A 24389-nucleotide genomic window follows, 5' to 3' on the forward strand; every position below is an offset into this window, starting at 1 on the left:
AGCGATTGACGCGCCTGCGGCTTCCTATAGGGCGTGGAAGTCATGGAGAATAGGGGGCATGAGGCGCACCCGCCGGGCGGCGGCAGGCTGGAATGGATCGATGTCGCGCGCGGCATCGGCATCGTCGCGGTGGTCGTGGGCCATGTGTGGACGCGGGGAGGGCTGCGCGATGCGATGTACAGCTTCCATATGCCGCTTTTCTTCCTGCTGTCGGGCATCTTGTCCTGGCCGCAGCCGGTGGCGCGCTTTGCTCTGCGGCAACTGGCGTCGCAGATGCGGCCCTATGCGGCCTTCCTGATCCTGCTGGTGGTGGCGGACCAGATCATCGAAACGATGAAGGGCGGACGACCGATCTTCCATGACTGGCCGCATGATCTGCTGCCTGTCCTGCTGGGCGGTTCCTGGCTGCGGGGGCCGTTCACCATCTTCTGGTTCGTGCCCTGTCTGATGATGGCGCGGATATTCTTCAATATCGGGCTGGCGCGCTGGCCCGATCCCCTCGACCGGCGCTGGGCATGGGCGATCTTGCCGTGCCTTGCGGCAGCCTATGCGGTGGGCATGTACACCAGCCTGTCGCCCTTGGGCGCGTTGACCGCGCCGATGGCGCTGGTCCTGCTCTGGACCGGCGCGGCCTGGCAGCGTGTCGCCTGGCGAAGCTGGACGGTCGCGCCGCTTGTCCTGCTGTCGCTGGCGGGGTTGATGGGCTTGATGCCGACGCTCAATATGAAGGCGGCGGATTATGGCTGGCCATTGCTCTCCATGGGATCGGCGGTCGCGACCAGCCTCCTGCTGTTCCGCCTTTCGGCAAGGATCGCGCGCCTTGCGGGCTGGGCGGCGGCGGTCGGGCGCGCTTCACTCGTCATCATGTATCTGCATGTCGCGGTGATCCACTATCTCTCGCCCTATTTCAGCAAGCCCTGGCTGCTGGTGCAGGCGCTGCTGATTCCGCTCGTGGCCTATTATCTGATCCGATCCATGCCGGCAGCGCGGCGGATTTTCCTTTAGCCGACCATATCCTCCAGTTCGCGCCCCTTCGTCTCATGCACCAGCGCGCGCACGAAGAAGAAGGAAATGGCGGCGAAAATCGCATAGCCGGTATAAGTGATCGCCAGCCCCGGCGACACCGCCAGCGCCGGGAAGCTGACGGAGATCGCCGCATTGGCGATCCACTGCGCAAAGCCCGACACGGCAAGGCCCGATCCGCGTATCTGGTTCGGGAACATTTCGCCCAGCATCACCCACATGATCGGTCCCCAGCTCATGTTGAAGAAGATCACGTAGAGATTGGCCGCGACCAGCGCGATCACGCCATTATGGCTGGGCAGCGTCACCGCGCCGTCGGGCCCGGTGATCGCGGTGGAAAAGGCGTAGGCGACGGTCGCCAGAGTCACCGCCATGCCCGCCGATCCGATCAACAGCAGCGGCTTCCGCCCGATCCGGTCGACCAGCGCAATGGTGGTCAGGCAGGCGCCGATGGACAGCACCCCCGACAGGATGTTGGTCTGCAACGCATAATCTTCGGAAAAGCCGACCGCTTCCCACAATGTCGCGCCATAATAGAAGACAACGTTGATGCCGACGAGTTGCTGGAACACGGCGAGGCCGATGCCGGTCCAGACGATGGGACGAATCCTGCCGCTCGCCGGGTCGATCAGGTCGCTCAGCTTCGGCTGGTGATGGTCGGCGGCCAGGCTGGCGCGAATCTCCGCCACCTTGCGGGTCGCCGCTTCCGCCCCGAACAGCCGGGTGAGAACGGCATGGGCGCGTTCGTCCTGCCCCCGCGCCACCAGATAGCGGGGGCTTTCCGGGATCGCCAGCAACGCCAGAAAATAGATCGCCGCCGGAATCGCCTGAAGCCAGAACATCCAGCGCCAGGCCGGGAAGCCCAGCCACAATTCCGCCGTCGACCCGCCCGCATAACGCGCCAGCACGAAATTGGCGACGAACGCCCCGGTCAGGCCGGAGATGATCATCACCTGCTGCACGCTCGACAGCCGCCCGCGCACCGCCGCAGGCGTCACTTCGGAGATATAGACGGGTGAAATGACGCTCGCCGCGCCAACGCCGAGCCCGCCTATGATGCGGGCGATGATGAATATGGCGGAGGAATCCGCAGCGCCCGCCATCAACGCGCTGCCCAGAAACAGCACCGCCGCCAGCATCATCACGCCGCGCCGTCCGATCAGGTCAGCCATGCGTCCCGCGATGAAAGCGCCGATGGACGATCCCACCAGGATCGCGCCGACATTGACGCCGATGCCCAGCTTGCCGAGGTCGAAGGCAGCCTCCAACCCCTTTTGCGTGCCGTTGATGACACCGCTGTCATAACCGAACATAAAACCGCCTATGGTCGCCACCGCGACAATCGCAGCGATGAAGGCCATGTTGACCCGCTCGGCGCTTCCTTCGGACATGATTGATCCTCTCTGCATCCTGTATAGTCGCGATATGACCGGCCTGTCCGCGCATGCCGGGGTCGAAGGCGAAAAATCGCCTGCGCATGGCTGCTACGCAACTTGCTTGTCGGTCAAGCCCTTACGTGCGGTCGCGCAACGATGTTGGATGATGCCGGTCCAATATTTTCGCCGCATCCGCCTTTTCTGCGCCGATGCTTTGCTGCATATCGGGAATCACCATGACGAAGCCGACCGAAGACGCGCTTGAAAGCGCCGCCGCCCCAGCCCTCACCGCCGATAAGCCCGACATGGCCACCGCTGCGCGCAAGTCGGCGAGCAAGGCCGTATGGATGGGGACCGCCGTCGGCATCGGCTCCGCCGCGATCGTCGCGGCACTGCTCTATACGAACAAGAAGCGGGGCTGACCTTCCGCGCTGCGCAAAAAAGAGGCGGCATGGCCTTCGCTCCATACCGCCTCATGATGCGACCCGTTTTAGGGTTCTATCCCCGCCTTGGGACGGGGAATGGCTTTTTATCCTGCGCCGCCGCTTAAATAGGCGATCAGTTCCGGCTTGCTGACTGTCGCGTTCTTGTCCGTATCAGCCGTGACGAATGCGCCATCGGCCCAGGCGGTAACCTCTGCTGGCGCCAGACTGCTCCCCGTCGCCTTCATTTCCTGATCCTTCAGCGCCACCATCCAGCGCGAAAATTCGGCCTTGTCGAGTTGACCGTCATGATTCTGGTCATAGGCGGGAAATTCAGTGTCCACGATGGAGGCCACCGCGTCGCCGGGCGCGGCGGGCTGCACTGCGTTGCCCTGAGGCGCCGCGCCACCCTGCGCCAGAGCGGGGGCCGCGAACAGAAGAGCCGTCGTCAAGAGACAGGCGCGGATCATGATATTCTCCAGAACAACAGTCCGATTTCCTGCGATAATAGCTAAATGAAATGGGGAGTTCCTGAATTTTTGTTCACCCGGCTCGATTCGCCTTTGGATTTGGCTCGATTCGCCTTCTGATGCTGCGATTAATGGGACGAAGCACGAAAAAGCGACCCTGCCGGGGCCATTATGACCCTCGATTTGCCCCGGAAAGGCGGTGCTGCTAGGCGGCGCAGCGACTTTCAACTCATGCACGCAGGATTCGCCCGATGGTCCCCCGCTACGCCCGCCCGCAAATGACCGCCCTCTGGGAACCGGAGGCCCGCTTCAAAATCTGGTTCGAGATAGAAGCCCATGCGACCGAAAAGCTGGGCGAGCTAGGCGTGGTGCCGCAATCCGCCGCCAAGGCGCTGTGGGACTGGTGGGCGACCAACCCCGCCATCGACGTGCCCGCAATCGATGCGATCGAAGCTGTCACCAAGCATGACGTCATCGCTTTCCTGACCTGGGTGGCCGAACAGGTGGGCGACGAAGCCCGCTTCATGCACCAGGGCATGACGTCCAGCGACGTGCTGGACACCTGCCTCGCCGTGCAACTCAGCCGTGCCGCCGACTTGCTCATCGAAGACCTCGACAAGCTGCTGGAGGTCATCAAGCGCCGCGCCTATGAGCATAAGCTGACCCCGACCATCGGCCGCAGCCACGGCATCCATGCCGAACCGGTGACCTTCGGCCTCAAGATGGCGGAGGCCTATGCCGAATTCAGCCGCTGCCGCACCCGTCTGGTGGCGGCCCGCAAGGAAATCGCCACCTGCGCCATTTCCGGTGCGGTCGGCACCTTCGCCAATATCGATCCGCGCGTTGAAGAACATGTCGCGGAAAAGCTGGGCCTGGCCGTCGAGCCTGTGTCGACGCAGGTCATTCCGCGTGACCGGCACGCGATGTTCTTCGCCACGCTGGGCGTGATCGCCTCGTCCATCGAACGGTTGGCCGTCGAGGTCCGCCACCTTCAGCGCACCGAAGTATTGGAGGCGGAGGAATATTTCTCGCCCGGCCAGAAGGGCAGCTCCGCGATGCCGCACAAGCGCAATCCGGTGCTGACCGAAAATCTCACCGGCCTTGCCCGTATGGTGCGCAGCTACGCCCTGCCGGCGATGGAGAATGTCGCGCTGTGGCATGAGCGCGACATCAGCCACTCTTCGGTGGAGCGCTATATTGGGCCGGATGCGACCATCACGCTCGACTTCGCGCTGGGCCGCCTTACCGGCGTGATCGATAAGCTGCTCGTCTATCCTGAGCGGATGATGAAGAATCTCGACAAGATGGGCGGCCTTGTCCACTCGCAGCGTGTGCTGCTGGCGCTGACCCAGGCGGGCGCGTCGCGAGAGGACAGCTACCGCTATGTCCAGCGCAACGCGATGAAGGTCTGGGAATCGGACGGCCAGCTTTCACTGATGGAATTGTTGAAGGCCGACCCGGAAGTCGCGGCGGCGCTGACCGCAGAGCAGATCGAGGAGAAGTTCGATCTCGACTATCATTTCCGTCAGGTCGACACCATTTTCCGCCGGGTGTTCGGGGAATAATATCCGGGCGATAGGACGGCATGAAAGGGCGCGGCAACGCGCCCTTTTTTTGCGGGCGATCATTTGTACTGACCGAATTGCGGCGTTGTCATGCGAAAGCCGAAGGCGATCACATTAAAAAGCCAGATGATTTCAGAAAAATATGTTGGTCGGGGAGAGAGGATTCGAACCTCCGGCCCCTGCCTCCCGAAGACAGTGCTCTACCAGGCTGAGCTACTCCCCGACCGATAGCGGGTCCGTTTTCAAGGCGGTCCCGCTGGGCAGGCCGCAGCCTATAGAGGCGGCTTTTCCGGCTGGCAAGCGGGATGGGAGGATTTTTTTGGGCGGCTCATAAAAGCCCCGCCTCCCGGAAGCTGAAACGGCCCTGGCCGCTGTGGATCACATGGTCCGCCAGGCTGATTTCCATCGGCCTCAATCGTTTCGAAAGGGCGCGGGTCAGGCGGATATCCGTCCAATAGGGGAGGGAACCGCCGGTTCGCCGTTGTTCGATGGCCAGCCAATGGCTGTCCCATTGAAGCAGCGCATCCATGGTGAGGCGCCAGTCATGATCGGCATGCAGTCGATGGAGCGGGCGCCATTCATCATCTAGGACGAGCAGTTGCAGGGTGGCGGGGTCGCGCATGCCGCCGACCATGCTCTTGCGATGCGTTTACGATAGAGGAAGGATGATCCCTTTTCGAGCGGATCGGGCGCAATCTGATCCGTTTTGCAGCATTTGGCGCGGGCGGGCGGCTGGGCTACATGGATGCTGTTCCAGAATCAGAAAGCCCTCCGCCTTGACCAGCCCGACTTCCTCGTCCCAGCCACATTATGAACAGCAATATTTGGACCTTATGCGGCATATATGGCGGCATGGCGATGAACGGATCGACCGGACCGGCGTGGGCACGCGATCCATATTGGGCGCGACGATGCGCTTTTCCCTGGCCGACGATGCCGTGCCGCTGCTGACCACCAAGCGCGTCTATTGGAAGGTCGCGGCGCGGGAAATGCTGTGGTTCCTGACCGGCGGCACCAATATCCGCGAACTGGTGCGACAGGGGGTGCATATCTGGACCGACTGGCCGTTGGATGCTTACCGGCGCGCCACGGGTGAGGATATCGACCGGGATGCCTTCGAAGCGCGGATCATTGAGGATGAAGCCTTCGCGACGCGCTGGGGCGACCTTGGGCCGGTCTATGGCGCACAATGGGTGAACTGGCCGCGCTATGAGGCGGTGGAGGACGGACTCTATCGGAAGGCGGCGCAGGGGCATAACCAGATCGCTGATCTGGTCGAAGGGATTCAGAACAATCCGGGTTCACGGCGCTTGCTGTTCACCGGCTGGAACGTGGCGGAAGTATCGCGCATGGCGCTGCCACCCTGCCATATGACCTATCAGTTCCAGGTGGCGGACGGGCGGCTGAACGGGCTGCTGTTCCAGCGCAGTTGCGACCTGGGGTTGGGTTTCGCTTTCAATATCTTCGGACTGTCGATGATCACGCGGATGCTGGCGCAGCAATGCGATCTGAAGCCGGGCGAGGTCGTCTGGCAGGGCGGGGACGTCCATCTCTACCTCAACCACGCGGAACTGGTGGAGGAACAGATCGGCCGAAATCCGTCTGGCGCGCCGAAATTGCGGATCAATCGGCGGCCTTCATCCATTTTCGATTATCGGATCGAAGATTTCGAAGTGGTCGATTACGCGCCGCAAAGGCATATCGCCGCGCCGGTCGCCGTCTAGCGGCGGAACCAGATGCGGCGAATTGGGTCAGTAAGGCTTGCCTTTGTGGGTGTTGTAATATAATAATTGCACTCAGCAATATTATTGCAACGCACAAGAGGAGGCAGGATGAGCGACCGGATCGATTCGGACGCTGGAAGCGATGGAGCAACGCCTGGATCTGGGCGCAATCTGCCCCCGCTCCGGTTGCATGTGCCGGAACCGAAATTCCGGCCGGGCGACACCGCCGACTTCAGCGATTTCGACATTCCGCCCGCAGGCGCGCAGGCAAGGCCGGACGAAGCCGCGCAGCCGGGCGAGATGCGCGATCTGGCCTATGGCCTGGTGCGGGTGCTGGACCAGGATGGCATCGCGGTCGGACCATGGAATCCCAACCTGCCCGCAGAAACGCTGCTGAAAATGCTGCGCGCCATGGCGCTGACGCGGGCTTTCGATGCGCGCATGTTCCGTGCGCAGCGGCAGGGCAAGACCAGCTTCTACATGAAATCGACCGGTGAGGAGGCTGTGTCGATTGGCGCGGCGCTGGCCTTGGCGAGCGACGACATGTGCTTTCCCAGCTATCGCCAGCAGGGGATTTTGATCGCGCGCGGCTGGCCGATCATCGACATGATGAACCAGATTTACTCCAACAAGGGCGACCGGCTGAAGGGGCGGCAGCTTCCCATCATGTATTCGGCGCGGGAGGCTGGATTTTTCTCCATTTCCGGCAATCTCACGACGCAATATCCGCAGGCCGTGGGTTGGGCGATGGCCAGCGCGGCACGGGGCGATACGCGGATCGCCGCGACCTGGTGCGGCGAAGGATCGACGGCGGAGGGGGACTTCCATTCCGCCTGCACCTTCGCGAGCGTCTATCGCGCGCCCGTTATCATGAATGTCGTGAATAATCAGTGGGCTATCAGCAGCTTTTCAGGTTTTGCGGGAGCGGAGGCGACGACCTTCGCGGCGCGAGCCATCGGCTATGGCATTGCCGGGCTGCGGGTCGACGGCAATGACGCGCTGGCGGTCTATGCGGCGACGCGCTGGGCTGCGGACCGGGCGCGGGCCAATGCCGGGCCGACGCTGATCGAGCATTTCACCTATCGGGTAGAGGGGCACAGCACATCGGACGATCCCAGTGCCTATCGCTCGGCGGATGAGGCCAGCCACTGGCCGCTGGGCGATCCCATCGCCCGGTTGAAAAAACATTGCATTGGCCTGGGCATCTGGGACGAGGAACGCCACGCGGCGATGGACAGGGAACTGGCGGAGATGGTCCGCGACGCTGCGCGGGAAGCCGAGAAGAACGGCATATTGGGCCATGGCCTGCATCATCCGATGGAATCGATGTTCGAGGATGTGTTCGAGGAGATGCCCTGGCATCTGCGGGAACAGCAGCAGGCTATGTTGGACGAATGGAAGGCGGCGGGCCTGTGAGCGAAGCGAACGAACCAAAAGCGAAAGTCGCGAGCAAAGCAACCGAACCGGAAGTCGTGACCGACATTCAGCAGATGAACATGATCCAGGCGATCAACAGCGCGCTGGACGTGATGATGGGCCGCGACCCGGATGTTGTCGTGATGGGTGAGGATGTCGGCTATTTCGGCGGCGTCTTCCGCGCTACGGCGGGGTTGCAGCAGAAATATGGCAAGAACCGTGTGTTCGATACGCCGATCACCGAATGCGGCATCATCGGCGTGGCGGTGGGCATGGGCGCTTATGGCCTGCGGCCCGTGCCGGAGATTCAGTTTGCCGACTATATCTATCCGGCGCTGGACCAGCTCGTTTCCGAAGCGGCGCGCTTGCGTTACCGGTCGGCGGGAGAGTTCATCTCACCCATGACGGTGCGGTCGCCCTTTGGCGGCGGGATTTTCGGCGGGCAGACGCACAGCCAGTCGCCGGAGGGCATCTTCACCCATGTGTCGGGCGTGAAGACAGTGATTCCCGCGACCCCCTATGACGCCAAGGGGCTGCTAATCGCGGCCATCGAAGATAATGACCCGACCATCTTCTTCGAACCCAAGCGCATCTATAACGGCCCGTTCGACGGCCATTACGACACGCCCGCCAAAAGCTGGGCCGGGCATGATCAGGCGCAGGTGCCGACGGGCTATTACCGCGTGCCGTTGGGCGAGGCGCGCGTGGCGCGGGCGGGCCAGGCGCTGACGGTGCTTTGCTACGGCACGATGGTCCATGTGGTCGAAAATACCGTGGCCGAAATGGGTGTGGATGCGGAGATACTGGACCTGCGGACCCTGGTGCCGCTGGACATCGAAGCCATCGAACGCTCCGTGCGCAAGACCGGGCGCTGCCTGATCGTGCATGAGGCGACGCGGACCAGCGGCTTTGGCGCGGAATTGGTGGCGCAGGTGCAGGAACGCTGCTTCTATCATCTGGAAGCGCCCATCGAGCGGGTGACAGGCTTCGACACGCCTTATCCGCATAGCCTGGAATGGGCCTATTTCCCTGGCCCGGTGCGCATCCGCGAAGCCATCAACAAGATTTTGAAGGACTAAGGTCATGGCGCTTTTCAGTTTCAGGCTGCCGGACATCGGCGAAGGCATTGCGGAAGCAGAGATTGTAGGCTGGCACGTGAAGGTCGGCGATCGGGTCGAGGAGGACCAGCCGATTGCCGACATGATGACCGACAAGGCGACGGTGGAGATGGAATCGCCGGTTTCGGGCGTCGTGGTGCGGCTGGCGGGGGAACCGGGCCAGCAGATCGCCATCGGATCGATGCTGGTCGAAATCGAGATGGAGGGGGACGCGGCTCCGGCGCTCACCCCAATAGCTCCCCTCCCGGAACGGGAGGGGGCGGGGGAGGACCGCGAGCGGAGCGAGCCTCAACCGGTCGTCGAAGAAGAACAGCCGATTGCGTCAACACCCACGCCCGCTCCCTCCCTGGAAGGGAGGGGAGAAGTGCTGGCTTCCCCCGCCGTCCGGGCGCGGGCGAAGGAACTGGGGATCGATCTCGCTCAGGTGAAGCCCAGCGGCGATCATATCCGGCACTCCGATCTCGATGCCTTCCTGCTCTATGGGACGGGGCAGGGCTATCGGCCCGCAGGCCGACCAGCCAGACGGGCGGATGAGGCGGTCAAGGTCATCGGCCTGCGCCGCCGCATCGCCGAGAATATGGCCGCCTCCAAGCGCGCCATTCCGCATTTCTCCTATGTCGAGGAGATCGACGTCACCGCGCTGGAGGAAATGCGGGAGCAGTTGAACGCCAATCGCGGCGAGCGGCCCAAGCTTACCATGTTGCCGTTGCTGGTCGTGGCGATCTGCCGCGCCTTGCCGGACTTTCCGATGCTGAACGCCCGCTACGACGATGAGGCGGGCGTGGTGACGCGCTATGGCGCGGTGCATATGGGCATCGCGACCCAGACGGACGCGGGGCTGATGGTGCCGGTGATCCGGGACGCGCAGGACCGCAATGTCTGGCAACTGGCGGCGGAGATCAGGCGTCTGGCCGACGCGGCGCGGACGGGCAAGGCCAAGTCGGAGGAACTGTCCGGGTCGACGCTGACGCTGACATCGCTGGGGCCGTTGGGCGGGGTGGCGACGACGCCGGTGATCAACCGGCCGGAAGTCGCGATCATCGGGCCGAATCGCATCATCGAACGGCCGGTGTTCCGAGGGAAGGAAGTGGTGCCCGCCAAGCTCATGAACCTGTCCATCAGTTGCGACCATCGGGTGGTGGATGGATGGAATGCGGCTAGTTTCGTTCAGGCGGTGCGGAAGCTGCTGGAGACGCCGGTTTTGTTGTTTGCGGATTAGCTTGTCGAGTTTTGGCGCTGGGAGAGGACCTATCCAAATCCTCCCCATCGGGAGATGGGGAGGGGGACCGCGCGAAGCGTGGTGGAGGGGAATGGGGCACTACCTGCGTATTTCCCCTCCACCATCGCTTCGCGAACGGTCCCCCTCCCCACGCTGCGCGTAGGGAGGATTTAACTTGCGCTCTTAGCGCACCGTGGCGCGATAGGTGAGGCGGCCGTTTTCGCCGGGAGATATTTCGTCGGGCACGGTCCAGCGGACATGGGTGACGTCGGCGGGGACTGCGCGGCGGGTGCCGCCCAGCGCTGTCGGCAGCCATAGGTCGGCGAGACGGCCCCAATGAGCGCCGCCATCGACAGACACCTGCATCGCAGGATCGGTGAGATCTGGCTGAGCGCCGCGCGGAACGGCGTTGGTGACGGCCAGGTTGCGGACCGGGCGGCTGCCCTCATTGCGCCAGTTGACCACGAGAATGAGCTGGTCGCCCGATCCGGCGCGGTCGGCGCTTTGCAGGATGCGGCGCGCGCGGCCGTTGATGTCGGTGCTCGTCCGCTCCACGAACATCTGCGTGTCGAGCTTGATCGGTTGCCGCGCCAAAGCCATTTGCGGCGCGCCAATAGAGCCCAGAGCGATGAGCCATCCCACCGATTTCATGCCAATCCCCCAACTTGTCATGCCCTGAAGGTGGCATCGGGTGCCGAAGATTTGGTTAATGCCCTGTTTTCTTTCCTATCCATTGTTTCGCTGATGCAAATTGACGGAGCGCGGCGGTCGGTGCACAAAAAGCGCGGCGGGGCAGGGATATTTCAGGCGTGACACCTCAGGAACAGCAGGAAATCAACAGGCGGCGGGACCGGTTGTTGGCCTCGATCGCGCTGACGGCGGGAATCGGGCTGGTCCTGGCCATGCCCTTCGCCTTGCGGGAGGGGGCGGAATTCTTCCTGCCGCTGACTGCCGCCCTGGTGGTCGCGATTGCGCTGGTGCCGTTCCTGGAGTGGATGGAAAGGCGGAGCGTGCCTTCGCCGCTGGCCGCGCTGACGGCGGTGATCGCCTTCCTGCTGGTGGCGAATACGGCATTGGTGTTGATCGTGGTTCCGGCGGCGGACTGGTTTCGCCTGCTCCCCGAACGGCTGCCCAAGATCCAGAACAACCTGGCGCCGCTGATCGATTTCTATTCGCAGCTTCAGCGTTTCGTGGACGAAACGGTGCAGATGCTAGCGACCGGGCCGGTCGCGGCGGCGCAGACGGCGGCGGTGGATGCGCCGCGATCCCTGCTGCAATTCGCCGCCACTTCGGCGCCATCGGCCATCATCCAGATGGTGTTCGCGCTGCTCATCATCTATTTCTTCCTGGCCGGTTGGACGAAGCTGCGGCGGCGGACGATCAACAGCCGGGAAAGTTTCGACGGCGCGATGGCGGTGGCGCGGGTCATCCAGAATGTCGTCGACGCGACCTCCGCCTATGTGCTGACCATCGCGACGATCAACCTGTGCCTGGGGCTGGCGGTCGCCTTCGCCCTGTGGCTGATCGGCATGCCTTCGCCGCTGATGTGGGGCGGGATCGTCGCCTTGCTGAACTTCGTGCCCTATTTCGGACCGATGCTGGCGGCGGCGCTGCTGGGGCTGGGCGGGCTGATGGTGTTCGACGATGTGTGGAAGGCGCTGCTGCCCGCCGCGCTCCAGATCGGTTTCCATCTGGTCGAGGCGAATTTCGTGACGCCGACGATATTGGGACGGCGGCTGACCATGAATCCGCTGCTGATCCTGGTGTCGCTGACCTTCTGGGGATGGGTGTGGGGGACGCCGGGGGCCTTGCTGGGCGTGCCGTTGCTGATCATCATCCAGACCGTCGTGTCGGCGGCCGGAACCCCCGACATCGCCGGTTTCCTGTTCGAGCGGGGGACGCTGACGGTGGCCCCGCGCAAAGAAAATGACGAAAGCCGCGAAACAGATGTTGCAGGCAGTTGACAGGGGGAACGGGGCCGCATAGATGCCCGCCCACACCGAACGCGGGTGTAGCTCAGTTGGTTAGAGCGCCGGCCTGTCACGCCGGAGGTCGCGGGTTCGAGCCCCGTCACTCGCGCCACTTTCCTTGAAGGGCAAGTGGATGGTTTTCCAGATCAGCATCGTCTGGTGGCCCGCATGGGTCACGCCAAGATGCCGCCCTGCGCGGGTGTAGCTCAGTTGGTTAGAGCGCCGGCCTGTCACGCCGGAGGTCGCGGGTTCGAGCCCCGTCACTCGCGCCACTTTCCTTGAAGGGCAAGTGGATGGTTTTCCAGATCAGCATCGTCTGGTGGCCCGCATGGGTCACGCCAAGATGCCGCCCTGCGCGGGTGTAGCTCAGTTGGTTAGAGCGCCGGCCTGTCACGCCGGAGGTCGCGGGTTCGAGCCCCGTCACTCGCGCCATTCTCTTCATGATCGCCTGTTGATGTTGTTGGATGGGGTGCTGGCCTTGCGTCCATCAGCAATGGCTGATTTCCGTCATTTTTTGCCGAAGTTCACAGTGTATGCGCGCGCGTGCCTGGGCGCGCGTATGCGTTGCGTAGCGGACGTTTCAAAGAGGCGGGAAGGATAGGCGGGTTGGCGGGGAATAGGACAGGGTGAATTTGGGGTGTTGGAGAAATAGGAAGTTTTTTGAGGATGTTGTGGCCGGTGGGCCACCTATTGTCCTTGGTGGGTTGGTTGAGGCTTTGGGTGGAGAGTGGACCTATCCTATTCCTCCCCATCGGGAGATGGGGAGGGGGACCGGCCGAAGGCTGGTGGAGGGGAAATGGCGCGACCTGCGCATCTTCCCCTCCGTCAGCGCTTCGCGCTGCCACCTCCCCATCTCCCGATGGGGAGGAATGGATAGGTCGGGTTGCTATCCAAATTGGCCTAAAAACTGCGCCAGCGTCCGGTTTCCATCCAGGCGAGGAGGCGCTTCAACGGCAAGACCCATATCCAGACCAAGCCAAGAAACACATAAATCACCACCTGCACAACCATCGGCAGGCCGCCGATCAAGCCCGACAGGCTGCCGACCAGCACCGCCCAGAGCGCGATCAGCCCCAATATGGCGAACATGCCCACCGGCTTGCGCCAGCTTGGCTTGTAGGTGTGGCGGGGGTCGATGCTCATGCTTCTTCGCCTTCGATCAGTTCGACTTCGGTCAGGATCAGGTTGAGCGGCAAGTCCCATGGATCGGCGGGCAGGTCGTCATGCTCCTGCACCGACCAGGCCAGCCCCACGCGAAGCGCATCGGGATAGCGGGCGAACACCCGGTCATAATAGCCGCCGCCCTGGCCCAGCCGGTTCATCGACCGGTCGAAGCCGATCAGCGGGGCGATGATGACGTCGGGCGTCACGGGATTCCCCGCCGGTTCAGGGTGGCTGGTGCCGAACAGGCCGGGGAAAAGCTGGTCCTCCGGCCGCCAGCTCAGGAAATCCATGCTGCCGAGGCGATCGATCACGCGGGGCAGGGCCAGCGTCTTGCCCATCGCCTGTAAGGGGGCGGCCAGCCGCTGCGCCGGGGCTTCGTCATCCAGGCCCATGTAAAGCGCCACTACCTGCGCATCGTTCAGCCGCCGGGCGAGCGGGGATGGCACCACCTTGAACGCCAGCCGGTGCGCCAGCGGGTCCAGCGATGCCACGAAGGCGCGCCGCTTCTGCCGGGCGATGGCGCGCAGGGCCGCCTTTTCGGTGTCTTCGCTCATCCTGTGATCCGGTTTTGCGGGGAGAGGGGGGTGACGGGACCGCCTCGGCCGTGTGCTGGAATATCCTCTGACGCCTCAACGTCAGGTGGGAACCATGTAGATCGGGCCGGAGCCCGCCCAGGGACAGCCCCCGTGGATGTGATTATCGCCTCAGGGATGTTCGCTAAAGCTCGTACCGCGCAGTGCCCGTCGCCTTTCTATCTAGGCTTCGGGCGCGGCGGCGACAAGCCTTTCGCGCAGCTTTTCTATGCGGGCGGTCAGGGATTCCAGTGCATGGACGGCCGGTTCGTCCTCCGGCTCCAGCGCCAGGCTCTGCTGGCGGCCAATCGCCTCGCGCTTCAGGTCGTTGAGTTCGTCGGCCAGGAAGAGCGCGGCGAACAGCAGCGTGCGCACTTCGGTGAGGCCCGGCGTATTCTGCTGCGCCAGCCGCGCCTTGCGTTCGATCAGGTTGGCCAGATGCGCCAGATGCGCCTCCTCCCCGTCGCGGCAGCGCAGGTCATAGGCGCGCCCGGCGATGTGCAATGTGGTTTCAGCCATCGACCCGCCCCTTTTGATCCTGCCCCTTCAATTCGGTGATGAGATTGTCCAGCGACCGCAGCGCCGCGCGGGCGGCCGCCCTGTCCATGTCAGCGGAGGGGGCGGAGGAGGGGCCTGTCGAAAGCCCGTCCACATCCTGTTCTAACCGGCCGATCGCACGCTCCAGCGTGGCGATAGCCCTCATCATGCGCTCGCTTGCCATATATGCTGCCATAGACAAAGTTTTCACCGCGCAAAAGCCGTCATTGGGCGGCTTGGCGCGCCACCGGGGCCGCCTGTGGTTGACGCCTTGTCCCTGAGTCGACAAAGGGGGCGCAAACTCGACTCGACGGCCTGAACAGGGGGCCGGTTGAAAAGCCAGGAAAGACGCCGCCTCGATGACCGTTTCCGAAAAGTCCCTCGCCAACGCCATCCGGGCGCTTTCCATGGACGCGGTGCAGGCCGCCAACAGCGGCCATCCGGGCATGCCGATGGGCATGGCCGATGTCGCCACCGTGCTGTTCAAGGACTATCTGAAGTTCGACCCCAAGGCGCCGAAATGGGCCGACCGCGACCGGTTCGTGCTGTCGGCGGGCCATGGGTCGATGCTGATCTATTCGCTGCTGCACCTGACCGGTTACGCCAAGCCGACCATCCAGGACATTGCGAACTTCCGTCAGTTGGGCAGCCCCTGCGCCGGGCATCCGGAGAATTTCGAGCTGGCGGGCGTGGAAGCGACCACCGGGCCGCTGGGTTCGGGTCTGGCGACCGCCGTGGGCATGGCGATTGCCGAGCGGCATCTGAATGCGCAGTTCGGCGACGATCTGGTCGATCACCGGACCTGGGTGCTGGCGGGCGACGGATGCCTGATGGAGGGCGTCAACCATGAAGCCATCGGTCTGGCGGGGCATCTGAACCTTGGCCGCCTGATCGTGCTGTGGGACGACAACAAGATCACCATCGACGGCGCGGTCGACCTGTCGAGCAGCGAGGATGTGCGGGCCCGCTATGCCGCGACCGGCTGGCATGTGGTGTCGTGCGACGGGCATGACGTGGCCGACGTGCGCCGCGCCATCGACGAGGCGCTGGCCGATCCGCGGCCGTCGCTGGTCGCCTGCGCCACCAAGATCGGCTATGGCGCGCCGAACAAGGCGGGCACTTCGGGCGTTCATGGGTCCGCGTTGGGCGAGGCGGAAGTTGCCGCGGCTCGCGAGTTCCTTGGCTGGTCGGCAGAGCCTTTCGTCATTCCCGAAGATATCGCTGCCGCCTGGAAGGCCATCGGCGCCAAGGGCGGCGATGCGCATGCGGCCTGGGCGGATCGTCTCGACGCCAATGCGCAGAAGGCGGAATTCGAGCGTCGCATGGCTGGCGAACTGCCCGCCGGTTTCTCGCTCGACGCCTATATCGACACGCTGATCGCCAATCCGCAGAAGGTCGCGACCCGCAGGGCGAGCGAACTGGCGCTGGGCGCGATCAACGACCTGCTGCCTGAGACGCTGGGCGGTTCGGCGGACCTGACCGGTTCCAACAACACCAAGACCAAGTCGACCGGGCCGCTGACCAGGGACGATTATTCGGGCCGTTATGTCTATTACGGCATTCGCGAATTCGGCATGGCCTGCGCGATGAACGGCATGGCGCTGCATGGCGGCGTCATTCCTTATGGCGGCACTTTCCTGGTGTTTTCGGACTATATGCGTGGGGGAATCCGTCTCGCCGCGCTCCAGCAGACGCGGGCCATCCATGTGTTGACCCATGACTCCATCGGTCTGGGTGAAGACGGCCCGACCCACCAGCCGGTTGAGCATGTCATGTCGCTGCGCATGATCCCAAATCTGGACGTCTACCGCCCGGCGGATATCGTCGAGACGGCGGAATGCTGGGAACTGGCGCTGAAGGATGCGACCGGCCCGTCGGTGCTGGCGCTGACCCGTCAGAACCTGCCGCAGTTGCGCACCGAGAAGAGCGAGAATCTGTCGGCCAAGGGCGCCTATCGCCTGAAGGTCGCGACCGCAGAGCGGAAGGTCGTGCTGGTCGCCACCGGTTCGGAAGTCGAGATCGCCGTCGCCACCGCCGCGCTGCTGGAAGAGCAGGGCATCGGCGCGGACGTCGTCTCCATGCCGAGCTGGGCGCATTTCGACGCGCAGCCGCAGTCCTATAAGGACGATCTGCTGCCGCATCATGTGCTGCGCTGCTCGATCGAAGCGGGCACGACTTTCGGTTGGGAGCGTTATACCGGCATCGCCGGGCTGCGCTTCGGCATCGACACGTTCGGCGCTTCGGCTCCGGCGGAAGTTCTTTACGATCATTTCGGCCTGACCGCCGCCAAGATCGCGCCGCAGATCGCGGCCGCGCTCGACTGAAATTCAATCCAAACCGGGAGACAAGTGCAGTGGCAACGAAGGTAGCAATCAACGGTTTCGGCCGTATCGGCCGTCTGGTGGCGCGCGCCATTCTTTCGCGCACCGACCATGATCTGGAACTGGTGAGCATCAACGACCTGGGCGACGCCCAGTCCAATGCCCTGCTGTTCAAGCGTGACAGCGTCCACGGCAACTGGGCCGGGGAAGTCAGCGTCGACGGCGACGCGCTGATCATCAACGGCAAGCGCATCGCTGTTACCGCCGAGCGCGATCCGGCCAACCTGCCCCATGCGGCGCAGGGCGTCGACATCGCGCTGGAATGCACCGGCATCTTCGCCGACAAGGCAAAGGCGAGCGCGCACCTGACCGCTGGCGCCAAGCGCGTCATCATCTCCGCTCCCGCGACCGGCGTCGACAAGACCGTGGTGTTCGGCGTCAATCATGAGACGCTGACCGGCGACGACATCGTGATCTCGAACGCGAGCTGCACCACCAATTGCCTCGCGCCGCTGGCGAAGGTCCTGCACGATGCCATCGGCATCGAGCGCGGCTTCATGACCACGATCCACAGCTACACCAACGACCAGAACACGCTGGACCAGTTGCACAAGGACATGCGTCGCGCCCGCGCCGCCGCCGTGTCGATGATCCCGACCACCACCGGCGCCGCCCGCGCCGTCGGAGAGGTGATGCCCGAACTGAAGGGCAAGCTGGACGGATCGTCTGTCCGCGTGCCGACTCCGAACGTCTCGGTCGTCGACCTGAAGTTCGACGCCAAGCGCGCCACCACCGTTCAGGAAGTCAACGAACTGCTGAAGGCCGCTTCGGAAGCCGGTCCGCTCAAGGGCGTGCTCGGCTATTCGGACGAGCCGCTGGTGTCGATCGACTATAATGGCGATGCGCGCAGCTCGACCGTCGACAGCCTGGAAACGGCTGTGATCGACGGCACGCTGGTTCGCGTGCTGAGCTGGTACGACAATGAATGGGGCTTTTCGAACCGCATGATCGACACCGCGGGTGTCGTGGCGAAGTTCCTCTAAACGACATGAACCCCGCCGGACCGATCCGGCGGGGTTTTTCATCCAATTTCACGCGCTACAGGGAGCGATCATGGCAAAGCCGTTCAAGACACTCGACGACATGGGGGACATCACGGGCAAGGTGGTGCTGGTGCGCGAGGATCTGAACGTGCCGATGCAGGATGGCTCCGTATCGGACGACACCCGCCTGCGCGCCGCCATGCCGACCGTGCTGGAACTGGCCGACCGGGGCGCGAAGGTGCTGATCCTGGCCCATTTCGGTCGTCCCAAGGGTCAGAAGAACCCCGAATTTTCGCTGTCGAAGATCACCCGCCCGCTGACGGCGGTGCTGGGCCGCGATGTGCAGTTCATCCCCGATTGCCAGGGCGAAGCGGCGACTGACGGCATCAAGGTGATGCGCAACGGCGACATCGCGATCCTTGAGAATACCCGCTTCCATGCGGGCGAGGAAAAGAACGATCCCGCGCTGGCGGAAGCGATGGCGGCGATCGGCGATCTCTATGTGAACGATGCTTTCCCCGCCGCGCACCGCGCCCATGTTTCGACCGAGGGTCTGGCGCACAAGCTGCCCGCCTTTGCCGGACGGTCGATGGAGAAGGAACTGGACGCGCTCCAGGCTGCTCTGGGCGAGCCGGTGAAGCCGGTCGCGGCGGTCGTCGGCGGCGCTAAGGTTTCGACCAAGCTCGACGTGCTGAACAATCTGGTCGCGAAGGTCGATCACCTGATCATCGGCGGCGGCATGGCCAATACCTTCCTGTTCGCGCGCGGCGTCGATATCGGCAAGTCGCTCTGCGAAAAGGATCTGGCCGCGACGGCTGAGGCGATCTTCGACAAGGCGGAAGCGGCGGGTTGCACCATCCATCTGCCCTATGACGTGGTGGTGTCGAAGGAATTCGCCGCTAATCCGCCCAGCCTGCGCACCTGCAACGTGCATGAGGTGGCTGAGGATGAGATGATCCTGGACGTCGGCCCGGCCGCCGTCGAGGCGCTTGGCGACGCGCTCAAGAACTGCCGGACGCTGGTGTGGAACGGCCCGCTCGGCGCGTTCGAGATGGCGCCCTTCGACAAGGCGACCGTGGCGCTGGCGAAGACGGCGGCGGCGCTTACCAAGGAAGGCGGGCTGACCTCCGTCGCGGGCGGCGGCGATACCGTCGCGGCGCTCAACCATGCGGGCGTGGCGGGCGATTTCAGCTTCGTTTCCACGGCTGGCGGCGCTTTCCTGGAGTGGATGGAAGGCAAGGAATTGCCGGGCGTGAAAGCGCTGATGGCCTGAATCCGATTTGCGGGACGCCGGGCTAAGGGCGTCCCTCCCATAGACGCGCTGCCGGGTGGGCGGCGCATCCAACCAAGAGGTATGTGCAGATGCAGTTCGAGGACATGAAGGCGAAGATCGAGGGCGGCAACGGCTTCATCGCGGCGCTCGACCAGAGCGGCGGTTCGACGCCCAAGGCGCTGAAGGGCTACGGCATCGAGGAAGACGCCTGGACCAATGAAGAGGAAATGTTCGGCCTGATCCACGCGATGCGCAGCCGCATCATCACCTCGCCGGTCTTTTCGGGCGAGAAGGTGTTGGGCGCGATCCTGTTCGAGCGCACCATGGACGGCGAAGCGGGCGGCAAGTCCGTTCCGCAGGCGTTGATCGAGCGCGGCGTGGTGCCCTTTATCAAGATCGACAAGGGCCTGGAGGATGAAGCGAACGGCGTGCAGTTGATGAAGCCCAATCCGGGTCTCGACACGCTGCTGCACCGCGCCAAGGCGCTGGGCGTGTTCGGCACGAAGGAGCGTTCGGTCATCAACCTCGCCAATCGCGAGGGCATCGCCGCCGTCGTCAAGCAGCAGTTCGAAGTCGGCCAGCAGGTTCTGGCCGCAGGTCTGGTCCCGATCATCGAGCCGGAAGTGAACATCAAGAGCCCCGAACGCGCCGAGGCCGACCAGATTCTGCTGGAAGAAATCCTCAAAAATCTGGACGCGATGACGGGCGACGACAAGGTGATGTTGAAGCTGTCGCTGCCGGTCAAGGCGGGCCTGTTCGATCCGCTGGTCGACCATCCCCGCTTGCTGCGCGTGGTGGCGCTGTCGGGCGGCTTCTCACGCTCGGAAGCCTGTGTCGAGCTGGCCAAGAATCGCGGCATCATCGCCAGCTTCAGCCGCGCTTTGCTGAACGATCTGCGTCATCAGATGAATGACGATGAGTTCAACGCCTCGCTGGGCGAAGCGATCGACGAAATCCACGGCGCTTCGACCAAGAAGGCGGCCTGATCGGGATATGCTCAAGCGCCTGCCGGCCTGGATGGAGACCGGCTGGTGGCGGGGTTTTGGGCAAATTTGGGTAGGACGTGAACCTATCCTATTCCTCCCCATCGAGAGATGGGGAGGGGGACCATGCGAAGCATGGTGGAGGGAAATGGGGCACGACCTCCGCATTTCCCCTCCACCACTCGCTTGGCGAGCGTCGAAGAGAGGCACGTGACTCTCTTCGACCCTCCCCACGCTGCGCGTAGGGAGGATTTTAGTGGCGGCTATTGACCAATGAGGGATGGTCAGTTCCGGCTTTCGATGGCTTCCCTCAGGATGCGCGCATCGGTGATCGCCTGCGCGTCATAATCATTGTTGAAATAGGCCCAGACGGTCCGGCCCTCCCGACTCCGCGCTTTCATCCATTCGGCCCAGTCCTCCAGTCTTTCGCGGGAATAGCCGCCGCGATATTTGCCCTTCGTGCCGTGGAAGCGGACATAGGCGGTTGTACCGACAGCCAGCCGAGGGCTGACCGAGCCGGGCATGTCGTGGACGCAGAAGGCGGCCCCATGGCGTTCCAGCAGCGTATAGACCTCATCCACATACCAGCTTGGATGGCGGAACTCGAAGACCGGTACCGGATGGCGCGGCGCGATGCGCAGGAAATCCTCCAGCCTGGGCAGGTCCAGCGTGAAATGCGGCGGCAATTGATAGAGGATAGGGCCAAGGCTGGCGCCGAAATGCTCGAATGACGCCATCATCCTTTCCAGCGGCTCCTCGCAGTCTTTCAGCTTTTTCATCTGCGTCAGATAGCGGTTCGCCTTGGCCGCATAGCAGAAGCCCTTGGGCGCCTGTTCGCGCCATTTGTCGACGGTTTCCGGATTGGGCAGGCGGTAGAAGCTGTTGTTGATCTCCACCGTGTCGAACTGTTCGGCATAAAAGGCGAACCAGTTTTTCGTCGCCATCTTTTCCGGGTAGAAGCGCCCGCGCCAATCCCGATAATTCCATCCTGAGCAGCCGATCCTGATCATGGGAAAGGAACGTCGCAGGGGTGGAATAGGCTCCCCCTCTTTTCCAATCCGACCAAAAGCGGCTAAGGCGAGGGGCATGACCGATTTCACCGACGAAGAACTCGCCCTCGACCCCAATTTCGCCGACCGTTTCGAGCAGGGCTTTCGTCCGGCCTGCCAGCTTTATCTGATCTCTCCGCCGGAGATTGGCGCGGACTTCGTCGATAGTCTGGCCGCCGCCTTCGACGGGGGGGGCGTCGCGGCGTTCCAGTTGCGGTTGAAGGGGCTGGACGAAGACGCCGTCGCCCGCGCCGCCGAACCGCTCCAGAAGCTCTGCGGCGAGCGGAATATCGCCTTCATCGTCAATGACAGCATGGCGCTGGCCAAGCGATTGGGCGCGGACGGGGTGCATCTGGGGCAGGGGGATGGCGACCCGAAGGAAGCGCGCAGATTGCTGGGGCCGTCGGTGCAGATCGGCGTCACCTGCCATGACAGCCGCCATCTGGCGATGGAAGCGGGAGAGGCGGGGGCGGATTATGTCGCCTTCGGGGCCTTTTATCCGACGACGACCAAGGAAACCCACTATCGGCCCGATCCGTCGATCCTTGGCTGGTGGACGGCGCTGTTCGAACTGCCCTGCGTCGCCATTGGCGGGATCACTGCGGACAATGCCGCGCCGCTGGTGAAGGCTGGGGCGGATTTTCTGGCTGTCAGCAGCGCCGTGTGGAACCATCCGGAAGGGCCGCGTGCTGGCGTGGCGGCTTTCGAGGCGGTGTTGAAGGGCCAGTAAGGCAGCAGGCAGCTTTCCCGCATCTGGCGCGTTTTCTCTCCCACAATCGGGAGAGTATCGCCTTGAAAAACCATGCCCTGATCCTGGCTCTGCTGTGCGCGGCCTGCAATATGACCGTGACGGAAGCGGACGAAAGCGCCCAGTCCAACGCCGCTTCCCCTCAGGCGAAGGATACCGCGCCTGTGCCCGCCGATCCCTATGGCTTCGTTATCTTGCCGGAACCGGCGGGATCGCCCGCGCGGGTGGAAGCGGTGCTTCAGGCGCAGGTGGCGCTGGATCGGGCGGGCTTTTCGCCCGGCGTGCTGGACGGAAAGGAAGGCATGTCCTTCGCGACCGCGCTCAAGGGCTTTCAGCAGGCAAGGGGTTTGCCGCCGACAGGAGAATATGACGAGGCGACGGCCAGGGCGCTGCTGGGCGACCGGCCGCAACCCGCGACCTGGCTGGTAAAGATTCCGGCGGGGTTCGCCAAGGGGCCGTTCTTCGCGGTCCCCAAGGATTTGAACGACCAGGCGAAGCTGCCCGCGCTGGGCTATCGCAATCCGCTGGAGAAGCTGGCCGAGCGGTTCCACACCCGGCCGGAGGTGTTGCTCGCCCTTAATCCGCCGAACACGAAGGTCGGCGCGGGCGCCACTATCCGCGTGCCCGCCATCGCGAACCAGCCGGTGGCACGGATCGAGGGGGACGAGCGGGGCTGGGGCGAAACCCTGGCGTCGCTGGGAGTCGCCAGGGACCAGCCGCAGGCCGACCATATCGTCGTCGACAAATCGGACGGCGTGCTGAGGGCCTATGATGCGCAGAATCGGCTGATCGCGCAATTTCCCGCCACCATGGGGTCGCAACATGATCCGCTGCCGATCGGAACATGGGAAATCAAGGGGTTGAGCCGCAATCCTGACTTTCATTATAATCCTGATCTGTTCTGGGATGCGTCCTCCACCGATCAAAAAGCGGTGTTGAAGCCGGGGCCTAACGGCCCGGTCGGCGTGGTGTGGATCGACCTTTCCAAGCCGCATTACGGCATTCACGGCACTCCGGAGCCGCAGACCATCGGCCGGACGGAAAGCCATGGCTGCATTCGCCTGACCAATTGGGACGCGGCGCGGCTGGCGCAGATGGTGCAGTCCGGCGTGAAGGCGGTGTTCCAGCCATGAGCGCGCGCGGTTGGGCCGGAATCGGTCTGGCCGTCCTGCTCTGCGCCGCTTTTCTGAAGTTCTGCGTGCGGATCGTCCCGGCCGACGCGCCGGCGCCGATGGCCTCCCCTCGGCCCGCCGCTGCGGATGTCGGTGCCCTGCTGATTCCGGTGGAGGGTGTGCCGCCGACCGCGCTCAGCGACACCTTCACCCGGGCGCGGGCGAGCGGGGCGAGGCCGCATGATGCGATCGACATCATGGCGGCGCGGGGCAGGGCGGTGCTGGCGGCTGCGGACGGGCGGATCGAAAAGCTGTTCTGGAGCGGGGAGGGAGGGCGGACTATCTATCAGCGCTCCTCCGACGGGCGCCTAATCTATTATTATGCGCATCTGGACGGCTATGCGCCCGGCCTGGCCGAGGGGCAGGCGGTGCGGCGCGGGCAGCGGATCGCCAGCGTCGGCAGCACTGGCAATGCCGATCCGGGCGCGCCGCATCTGCACTTTGCGGTGCATGAGATGGCGCCGGGCGAAGCGTGGTATGGGGGACGGCCGGTCAATCCCTATCCGTTGCTGGCGAGACCGCTATAGGCGGCTCCCCCTTGCCCTTTCGGCTTCAGCCATGTAATGGCGCGGCCAGCCTCCAGAGGCCGGCTCTTTTCACCTTCAGACATATAGGCAGGCTCTTCCCATGAAGATCAGCGGCGTCGAGATTCGTCCCGGCAACAACATCGAATATGACGGCGGCCTGTGGCGCGCCGTGAAGATCCAGCACACGCAGCCCGGCAAGGGCGGCGCCTATATGCAGGTGGAACTCAAGAATCTGATCGACGGGCGCAAGAACAACGTCCGTTTCCGCTCCGCCGAGACGGTCGAGCGCATCCGTCTGGACACCAAGGATTTCCAGTATCTCTATGCGGAGGGCGACATGCTCGTCTTCATGGACACGGAGACCTATGAGCAGATCAACCTGCCGCAGGATCTGATCGGCGATGCCGCCGCCTTCCTCCAGGACGGCATGATGGTCATCCTGGAAATGTATGAAGAGCGCCCGATCAGCGTGCAGCTCCCCGAAACCATCGAAGCGACGGTCGTGGAGGCCGACGCCGTGGTGAAGGGCCAGACCGCCTCGGCGAGCTATAAGCCCGCGATCCTCGACAATGGCGTGCGCGTCATGGTGCCGCCGCATATCGTCACCGGCACGCGCATCGTCGTCGACGTGTATGAGCGCGAATATGTGAAGCGCGCCGACTGATATTTGATCCCCCCTCCCGCAGGCGGGAGGGGG

At 63.7% G+C, this 24389-nt stretch carries 25 protein-coding genes and 4 tRNA genes; 19 read left to right on the top strand and 10 right to left on the bottom strand.

Features of this window, described 5'->3' with window-relative positions:
- Positions 1 to 42 precede the first annotated feature (42 nt).
- Entirely contained in the window at positions 43 to 1005 is a 963-nt protein-coding gene (locus tag BV95_RS08515; RefSeq protein WP_037450062.1) for an acyltransferase family protein, read from the top strand.
- Here BV95_RS08515 and BV95_RS08520 read toward each other — a convergent pair.
- Positions 1002 to 2414 carry a sugar porter family MFS transporter gene (locus BV95_RS08520; protein WP_037450065.1) on the bottom strand — a complete coding sequence of 471 codons (1413 nt, stop codon included), beginning with the start codon at positions 2412 to 2414 and terminating at the stop codon, positions 1002 to 1004. The two genes, BV95_RS08515 and BV95_RS08520, sit on opposite strands and share 4 nt — an antisense overlap.
- A gap of 221 nt (positions 2415 to 2635) precedes the next feature.
- Here BV95_RS08520 and BV95_RS08525 point away from each other — a divergent pair, with 221 nt between their 5' ends.
- Complete coding sequence (locus tag BV95_RS08525) at positions 2636 to 2821, top strand: hypothetical protein (RefSeq protein WP_037450068.1); 186 nt, start codon at positions 2636 to 2638, stop codon at positions 2819 to 2821.
- Between the two features lie 107 nt (positions 2822 to 2928).
- Here the strand turns inward: BV95_RS08525 and BV95_RS08530 are convergent, their stop codons facing one another.
- Positions 2929 to 3291, bottom strand: a complete 363-nt coding sequence (locus tag BV95_RS08530) for an EF-hand domain-containing protein (RefSeq protein WP_037450071.1) — start codon at positions 3289 to 3291, stop codon at positions 2929 to 2931.
- A gap of 251 nt (positions 3292 to 3542) precedes the next feature.
- Between BV95_RS08530 and purB the strand changes: the two genes are divergently transcribed.
- On the top strand, positions 3543 to 4856 hold the full coding sequence (gene purB / locus BV95_RS08535) for an adenylosuccinate lyase (RefSeq protein WP_037450074.1): 1314 nt from the start codon (positions 3543 to 3545) through the stop codon (positions 4854 to 4856).
- A gap of 146 nt (positions 4857 to 5002) precedes the next feature.
- Here purB and BV95_RS08540 read toward each other — a convergent pair.
- Both BV95_RS08540 and BV95_RS08545 read right to left on the bottom strand, forming a co-directional pair.
- Positions 5003 to 5079 (bottom strand) — tRNA-Pro (locus tag BV95_RS08540).
- Positions 5080 to 5184: 105 nt separating this feature from the next.
- Positions 5185 to 5478 (bottom strand): JAB domain-containing protein, encoded by a 294-nt coding sequence (locus BV95_RS08545; RefSeq protein WP_037450143.1) that lies wholly within the window; start codon positions 5476 to 5478, stop codon positions 5185 to 5187.
- Positions 5479 to 5632: 154 nt separating this feature from the next.
- Between BV95_RS08545 and thyA the strand changes: the two genes are divergently transcribed.
- The 4 genes from thyA (at position 5633) to BV95_RS08565 (ending at position 10333) form a co-directional block, all read left to right on the top strand.
- Positions 5633 to 6580 carry a thymidylate synthase gene (gene thyA, locus BV95_RS08550; RefSeq protein WP_037450077.1) on the top strand — a complete coding sequence of 316 codons (948 nt, stop codon included), beginning with the start codon at positions 5633 to 5635 and terminating at the stop codon, positions 6578 to 6580.
- A 108-nt stretch (positions 6581 to 6688) separates the two neighbouring features.
- On the top strand, positions 6689 to 7996 hold the full coding sequence (locus BV95_RS08555) for a 3-methyl-2-oxobutanoate dehydrogenase (2-methylpropanoyl-transferring) subunit alpha (RefSeq protein WP_037450080.1): 1308 nt from the start codon (positions 6689 to 6691) through the stop codon (positions 7994 to 7996).
- Between the two features lie 74 nt (positions 7997 to 8070).
- The gene (locus BV95_RS08560) at positions 8071 to 9075 is read left to right on the top strand and encodes an alpha-ketoacid dehydrogenase subunit beta (RefSeq protein WP_037450146.1); all 1005 of its coding nucleotides are present in this window, start codon (positions 8071 to 8073) and stop codon (positions 9073 to 9075) included.
- A 4-nt stretch (positions 9076 to 9079) separates the two neighbouring features.
- On the top strand, positions 9080 to 10333 hold the full coding sequence (locus tag BV95_RS08565; RefSeq protein ID WP_037450083.1) for a dihydrolipoamide acetyltransferase family protein: 1254 nt from the start codon (positions 9080 to 9082) through the stop codon (positions 10331 to 10333).
- A gap of 183 nt (positions 10334 to 10516) precedes the next feature.
- On the opposite strand, the gene BV95_RS08570 is transcribed toward BV95_RS08565, so the two are convergent.
- Positions 10517 to 10984, bottom strand: coding sequence for a hypothetical protein (locus BV95_RS08570; RefSeq protein ID WP_037450086.1), 468 nt, complete (start codon positions 10982 to 10984; stop codon positions 10517 to 10519).
- A 158-nt stretch (positions 10985 to 11142) separates the two neighbouring features.
- Here BV95_RS08570 and BV95_RS08575 point away from each other — a divergent pair, with 158 nt between their 5' ends.
- The 4 genes from BV95_RS08575 to BV95_RS08590 all read left to right on the top strand — a co-directional run bounded on the left by BV95_RS08575 (position 11143) and on the right by BV95_RS08590 (position 12735).
- Complete coding sequence (locus tag BV95_RS08575; RefSeq protein ID WP_037450088.1) at positions 11143 to 12297, top strand: AI-2E family transporter; 1155 nt, start codon at positions 11143 to 11145, stop codon at positions 12295 to 12297.
- Between the two features lie 41 nt (positions 12298 to 12338).
- A tRNA-Asp gene (locus BV95_RS08580) sits at positions 12339 to 12415 on the top strand.
- A gap of 83 nt (positions 12416 to 12498) precedes the next feature.
- Positions 12499 to 12575, top strand: a tRNA-Asp gene (locus tag BV95_RS08585).
- Positions 12576 to 12658: 83 nt separating this feature from the next.
- Positions 12659 to 12735, top strand: a tRNA-Asp gene (locus BV95_RS08590).
- A gap of 468 nt (positions 12736 to 13203) precedes the next feature.
- On the opposite strand, the gene BV95_RS08595 is transcribed toward BV95_RS08590, so the two are convergent.
- The 4 genes from BV95_RS08595 to BV95_RS08610 all read right to left on the bottom strand — a co-directional run bounded on the left by BV95_RS08595 (position 13204) and on the right by BV95_RS08610 (position 14745).
- Entirely contained in the window at positions 13204 to 13446 is a 243-nt protein-coding gene (locus tag BV95_RS08595; protein WP_037450090.1) for a DUF2842 domain-containing protein, read from the bottom strand.
- Positions 13443 to 14021 carry a 5-formyltetrahydrofolate cyclo-ligase gene (locus BV95_RS08600; RefSeq protein WP_037450093.1) on the bottom strand — a complete coding sequence of 193 codons (579 nt, stop codon included), beginning with the start codon at positions 14019 to 14021 and terminating at the stop codon, positions 13443 to 13445. Before BV95_RS08600 ends, BV95_RS08595 begins: the two co-directional genes overlap by 4 nt.
- 201 nt (positions 14022 to 14222) lie before the next feature.
- Positions 14223 to 14558 carry a cell division protein ZapA gene (locus BV95_RS08605; protein ID WP_037450096.1) on the bottom strand — a complete coding sequence of 112 codons (336 nt, stop codon included), beginning with the start codon at positions 14556 to 14558 and terminating at the stop codon, positions 14223 to 14225.
- A complete protein-coding gene (locus BV95_RS08610; protein ID WP_037450149.1) occupies positions 14551 to 14745 on the bottom strand; it encodes a hypothetical protein in 195 nt (64 codons plus the stop codon). Before BV95_RS08610 ends, BV95_RS08605 begins: the two co-directional genes overlap by 8 nt.
- A 190-nt stretch (positions 14746 to 14935) precedes the next feature.
- Here BV95_RS08610 and tkt point away from each other — a divergent pair, with 190 nt between their 5' ends.
- The 4 genes from tkt to BV95_RS08630 all read left to right on the top strand — a co-directional run bounded on the left by tkt (position 14936) and on the right by BV95_RS08630 (position 20199).
- On the top strand, positions 14936 to 16900 hold the full coding sequence (gene tkt, locus BV95_RS08615) for a transketolase (protein ID WP_037450099.1): 1965 nt from the start codon (positions 14936 to 14938) through the stop codon (positions 16898 to 16900).
- Between the two features lie 29 nt (positions 16901 to 16929).
- Positions 16930 to 17940: a type I glyceraldehyde-3-phosphate dehydrogenase gene (gene gap / locus BV95_RS08620; protein WP_037450102.1), complete on the top strand. Its 1011-nt coding sequence runs from the start codon at positions 16930 to 16932 to the stop codon at positions 17938 to 17940.
- Between the two features lie 70 nt (positions 17941 to 18010).
- Positions 18011 to 19213, top strand: a complete 1203-nt coding sequence (locus BV95_RS08625; RefSeq protein ID WP_037450105.1) for a phosphoglycerate kinase — start codon at positions 18011 to 18013, stop codon at positions 19211 to 19213.
- Between the two features lie 89 nt (positions 19214 to 19302).
- A complete protein-coding gene (locus BV95_RS08630; protein ID WP_037450108.1) occupies positions 19303 to 20199 on the top strand; it encodes a fructose bisphosphate aldolase in 897 nt (298 codons plus the stop codon).
- A gap of 281 nt (positions 20200 to 20480) precedes the next feature.
- Here the strand turns inward: BV95_RS08630 and BV95_RS08635 are convergent, their stop codons facing one another.
- On the bottom strand, positions 20481 to 21140 hold the full coding sequence (locus BV95_RS08635; protein ID WP_234703125.1) for a DUF72 domain-containing protein: 660 nt from the start codon (positions 21138 to 21140) through the stop codon (positions 20481 to 20483).
- A 142-nt stretch (positions 21141 to 21282) separates the two neighbouring features.
- Between BV95_RS08635 and thiE the strand changes: the two genes are divergently transcribed.
- From thiE to efp, 4 genes are all read left to right on the top strand, one after another.
- Positions 21283 to 21975 carry a thiamine phosphate synthase gene (thiE, locus tag BV95_RS08640; RefSeq protein WP_037450112.1) on the top strand — a complete coding sequence of 231 codons (693 nt, stop codon included), beginning with the start codon at positions 21283 to 21285 and terminating at the stop codon, positions 21973 to 21975.
- Positions 21976 to 22037: 62 nt separating this feature from the next.
- Positions 22038 to 23126: a L,D-transpeptidase family protein gene (locus BV95_RS08645; RefSeq protein WP_037450114.1), complete on the top strand. Its 1089-nt coding sequence runs from the start codon at positions 22038 to 22040 to the stop codon at positions 23124 to 23126.
- Positions 23123 to 23692 carry a M23 family metallopeptidase gene (locus BV95_RS08650; RefSeq protein WP_037450117.1) on the top strand — a complete coding sequence of 190 codons (570 nt, stop codon included), beginning with the start codon at positions 23123 to 23125 and terminating at the stop codon, positions 23690 to 23692. The genes BV95_RS08645 and BV95_RS08650 overlap by 4 nt, the downstream gene beginning before the upstream one ends.
- A 100-nt stretch (positions 23693 to 23792) precedes the next feature.
- Entirely contained in the window at positions 23793 to 24356 is a 564-nt protein-coding gene (gene efp, locus BV95_RS08655; protein ID WP_037450119.1) for an elongation factor P, read from the top strand.
- The last annotated feature ends 33 nt before the right edge of the window (positions 24357 to 24389 follow it).

The organism is Sphingobium chlorophenolicum (genome assembly GCF_000722875.1).
GTDB lineage: Bacteria > Pseudomonadota > Alphaproteobacteria > Sphingomonadales > Sphingomonadaceae > Sphingobium > Sphingobium chlorophenolicum.

Bases quoted from the DNA above. Each gene is read 5' to 3' on its own strand.
- BV95_RS08515 (WP_037450062.1), top strand. From the start codon at position 43: ATGGAGAATAGGGGGCATGAGGCGCACCCGCCGGGCGGCGGCAGGCTG.
- BV95_RS08520 (WP_037450065.1), bottom strand. From the start codon at position 2,414: ATGTCCGAAGGAAGCGCCGAGCGGGTCAACATGGCCTTCATCGCTGCG.
- BV95_RS08525 (WP_037450068.1), top strand. From the start codon at position 2,636: ATGACGAAGCCGACCGAAGACGCGCTTGAAAGCGCCGCCGCCCCAGCC.
- BV95_RS08530 (WP_037450071.1), bottom strand. From the start codon at position 3,291: ATGATCCGCGCCTGTCTCTTGACGACGGCTCTTCTGTTCGCGGCCCCC.
- purB (WP_037450074.1), top strand. From the start codon at position 3,543: ATGGTCCCCCGCTACGCCCGCCCGCAAATGACCGCCCTCTGGGAACCG.
- BV95_RS08545 (WP_037450143.1), bottom strand. From the start codon at position 5,478: ATGCGCGACCCCGCCACCCTGCAACTGCTCGTCCTAGATGATGAATGG.
- BV95_RS08555 (WP_037450080.1), top strand. From the start codon at position 6,689: ATGAGCGACCGGATCGATTCGGACGCTGGAAGCGATGGAGCAACGCCT.
- BV95_RS08560 (WP_037450146.1), top strand. From the start codon at position 8,071: ATGAACATGATCCAGGCGATCAACAGCGCGCTGGACGTGATGATGGGC.
- BV95_RS08565 (WP_037450083.1), top strand. From the start codon at position 9,080: ATGGCGCTTTTCAGTTTCAGGCTGCCGGACATCGGCGAAGGCATTGCG.
- BV95_RS08570 (WP_037450086.1), bottom strand. From the start codon at position 10,984: ATGAAATCGGTGGGATGGCTCATCGCTCTGGGCTCTATTGGCGCGCCG.
- BV95_RS08595 (WP_037450090.1), bottom strand. From the start codon at position 13,446: ATGAGCATCGACCCCCGCCACACCTACAAGCCAAGCTGGCGCAAGCCG.
- BV95_RS08600 (WP_037450093.1), bottom strand. From the start codon at position 14,021: ATGAGCGAAGACACCGAAAAGGCGGCCCTGCGCGCCATCGCCCGGCAG.
- BV95_RS08605 (WP_037450096.1), bottom strand. From the start codon at position 14,558: ATGGCTGAAACCACATTGCACATCGCCGGGCGCGCCTATGACCTGCGC.
- BV95_RS08610 (WP_037450149.1), bottom strand. From the start codon at position 14,745: ATGATGAGGGCTATCGCCACGCTGGAGCGTGCGATCGGCCGGTTAGAA.
- tkt (WP_037450099.1), top strand. From the start codon at position 14,936: ATGACCGTTTCCGAAAAGTCCCTCGCCAACGCCATCCGGGCGCTTTCC.
- BV95_RS08625 (WP_037450105.1), top strand. From the start codon at position 18,011: ATGGCAAAGCCGTTCAAGACACTCGACGACATGGGGGACATCACGGGC.
- BV95_RS08630 (WP_037450108.1), top strand. From the start codon at position 19,303: ATGCAGTTCGAGGACATGAAGGCGAAGATCGAGGGCGGCAACGGCTTC.
- BV95_RS08635 (WP_234703125.1), bottom strand. From the start codon at position 21,140: ATGGCGACGAAAAACTGGTTCGCCTTTTATGCCGAACAGTTCGACACG.
- thiE (WP_037450112.1), top strand. From the start codon at position 21,283: ATGACCGATTTCACCGACGAAGAACTCGCCCTCGACCCCAATTTCGCC.
- BV95_RS08650 (WP_037450117.1), top strand. From the start codon at position 23,123: ATGAGCGCGCGCGGTTGGGCCGGAATCGGTCTGGCCGTCCTGCTCTGC.
- efp (WP_037450119.1), top strand. From the start codon at position 23,793: ATGAAGATCAGCGGCGTCGAGATTCGTCCCGGCAACAACATCGAATAT.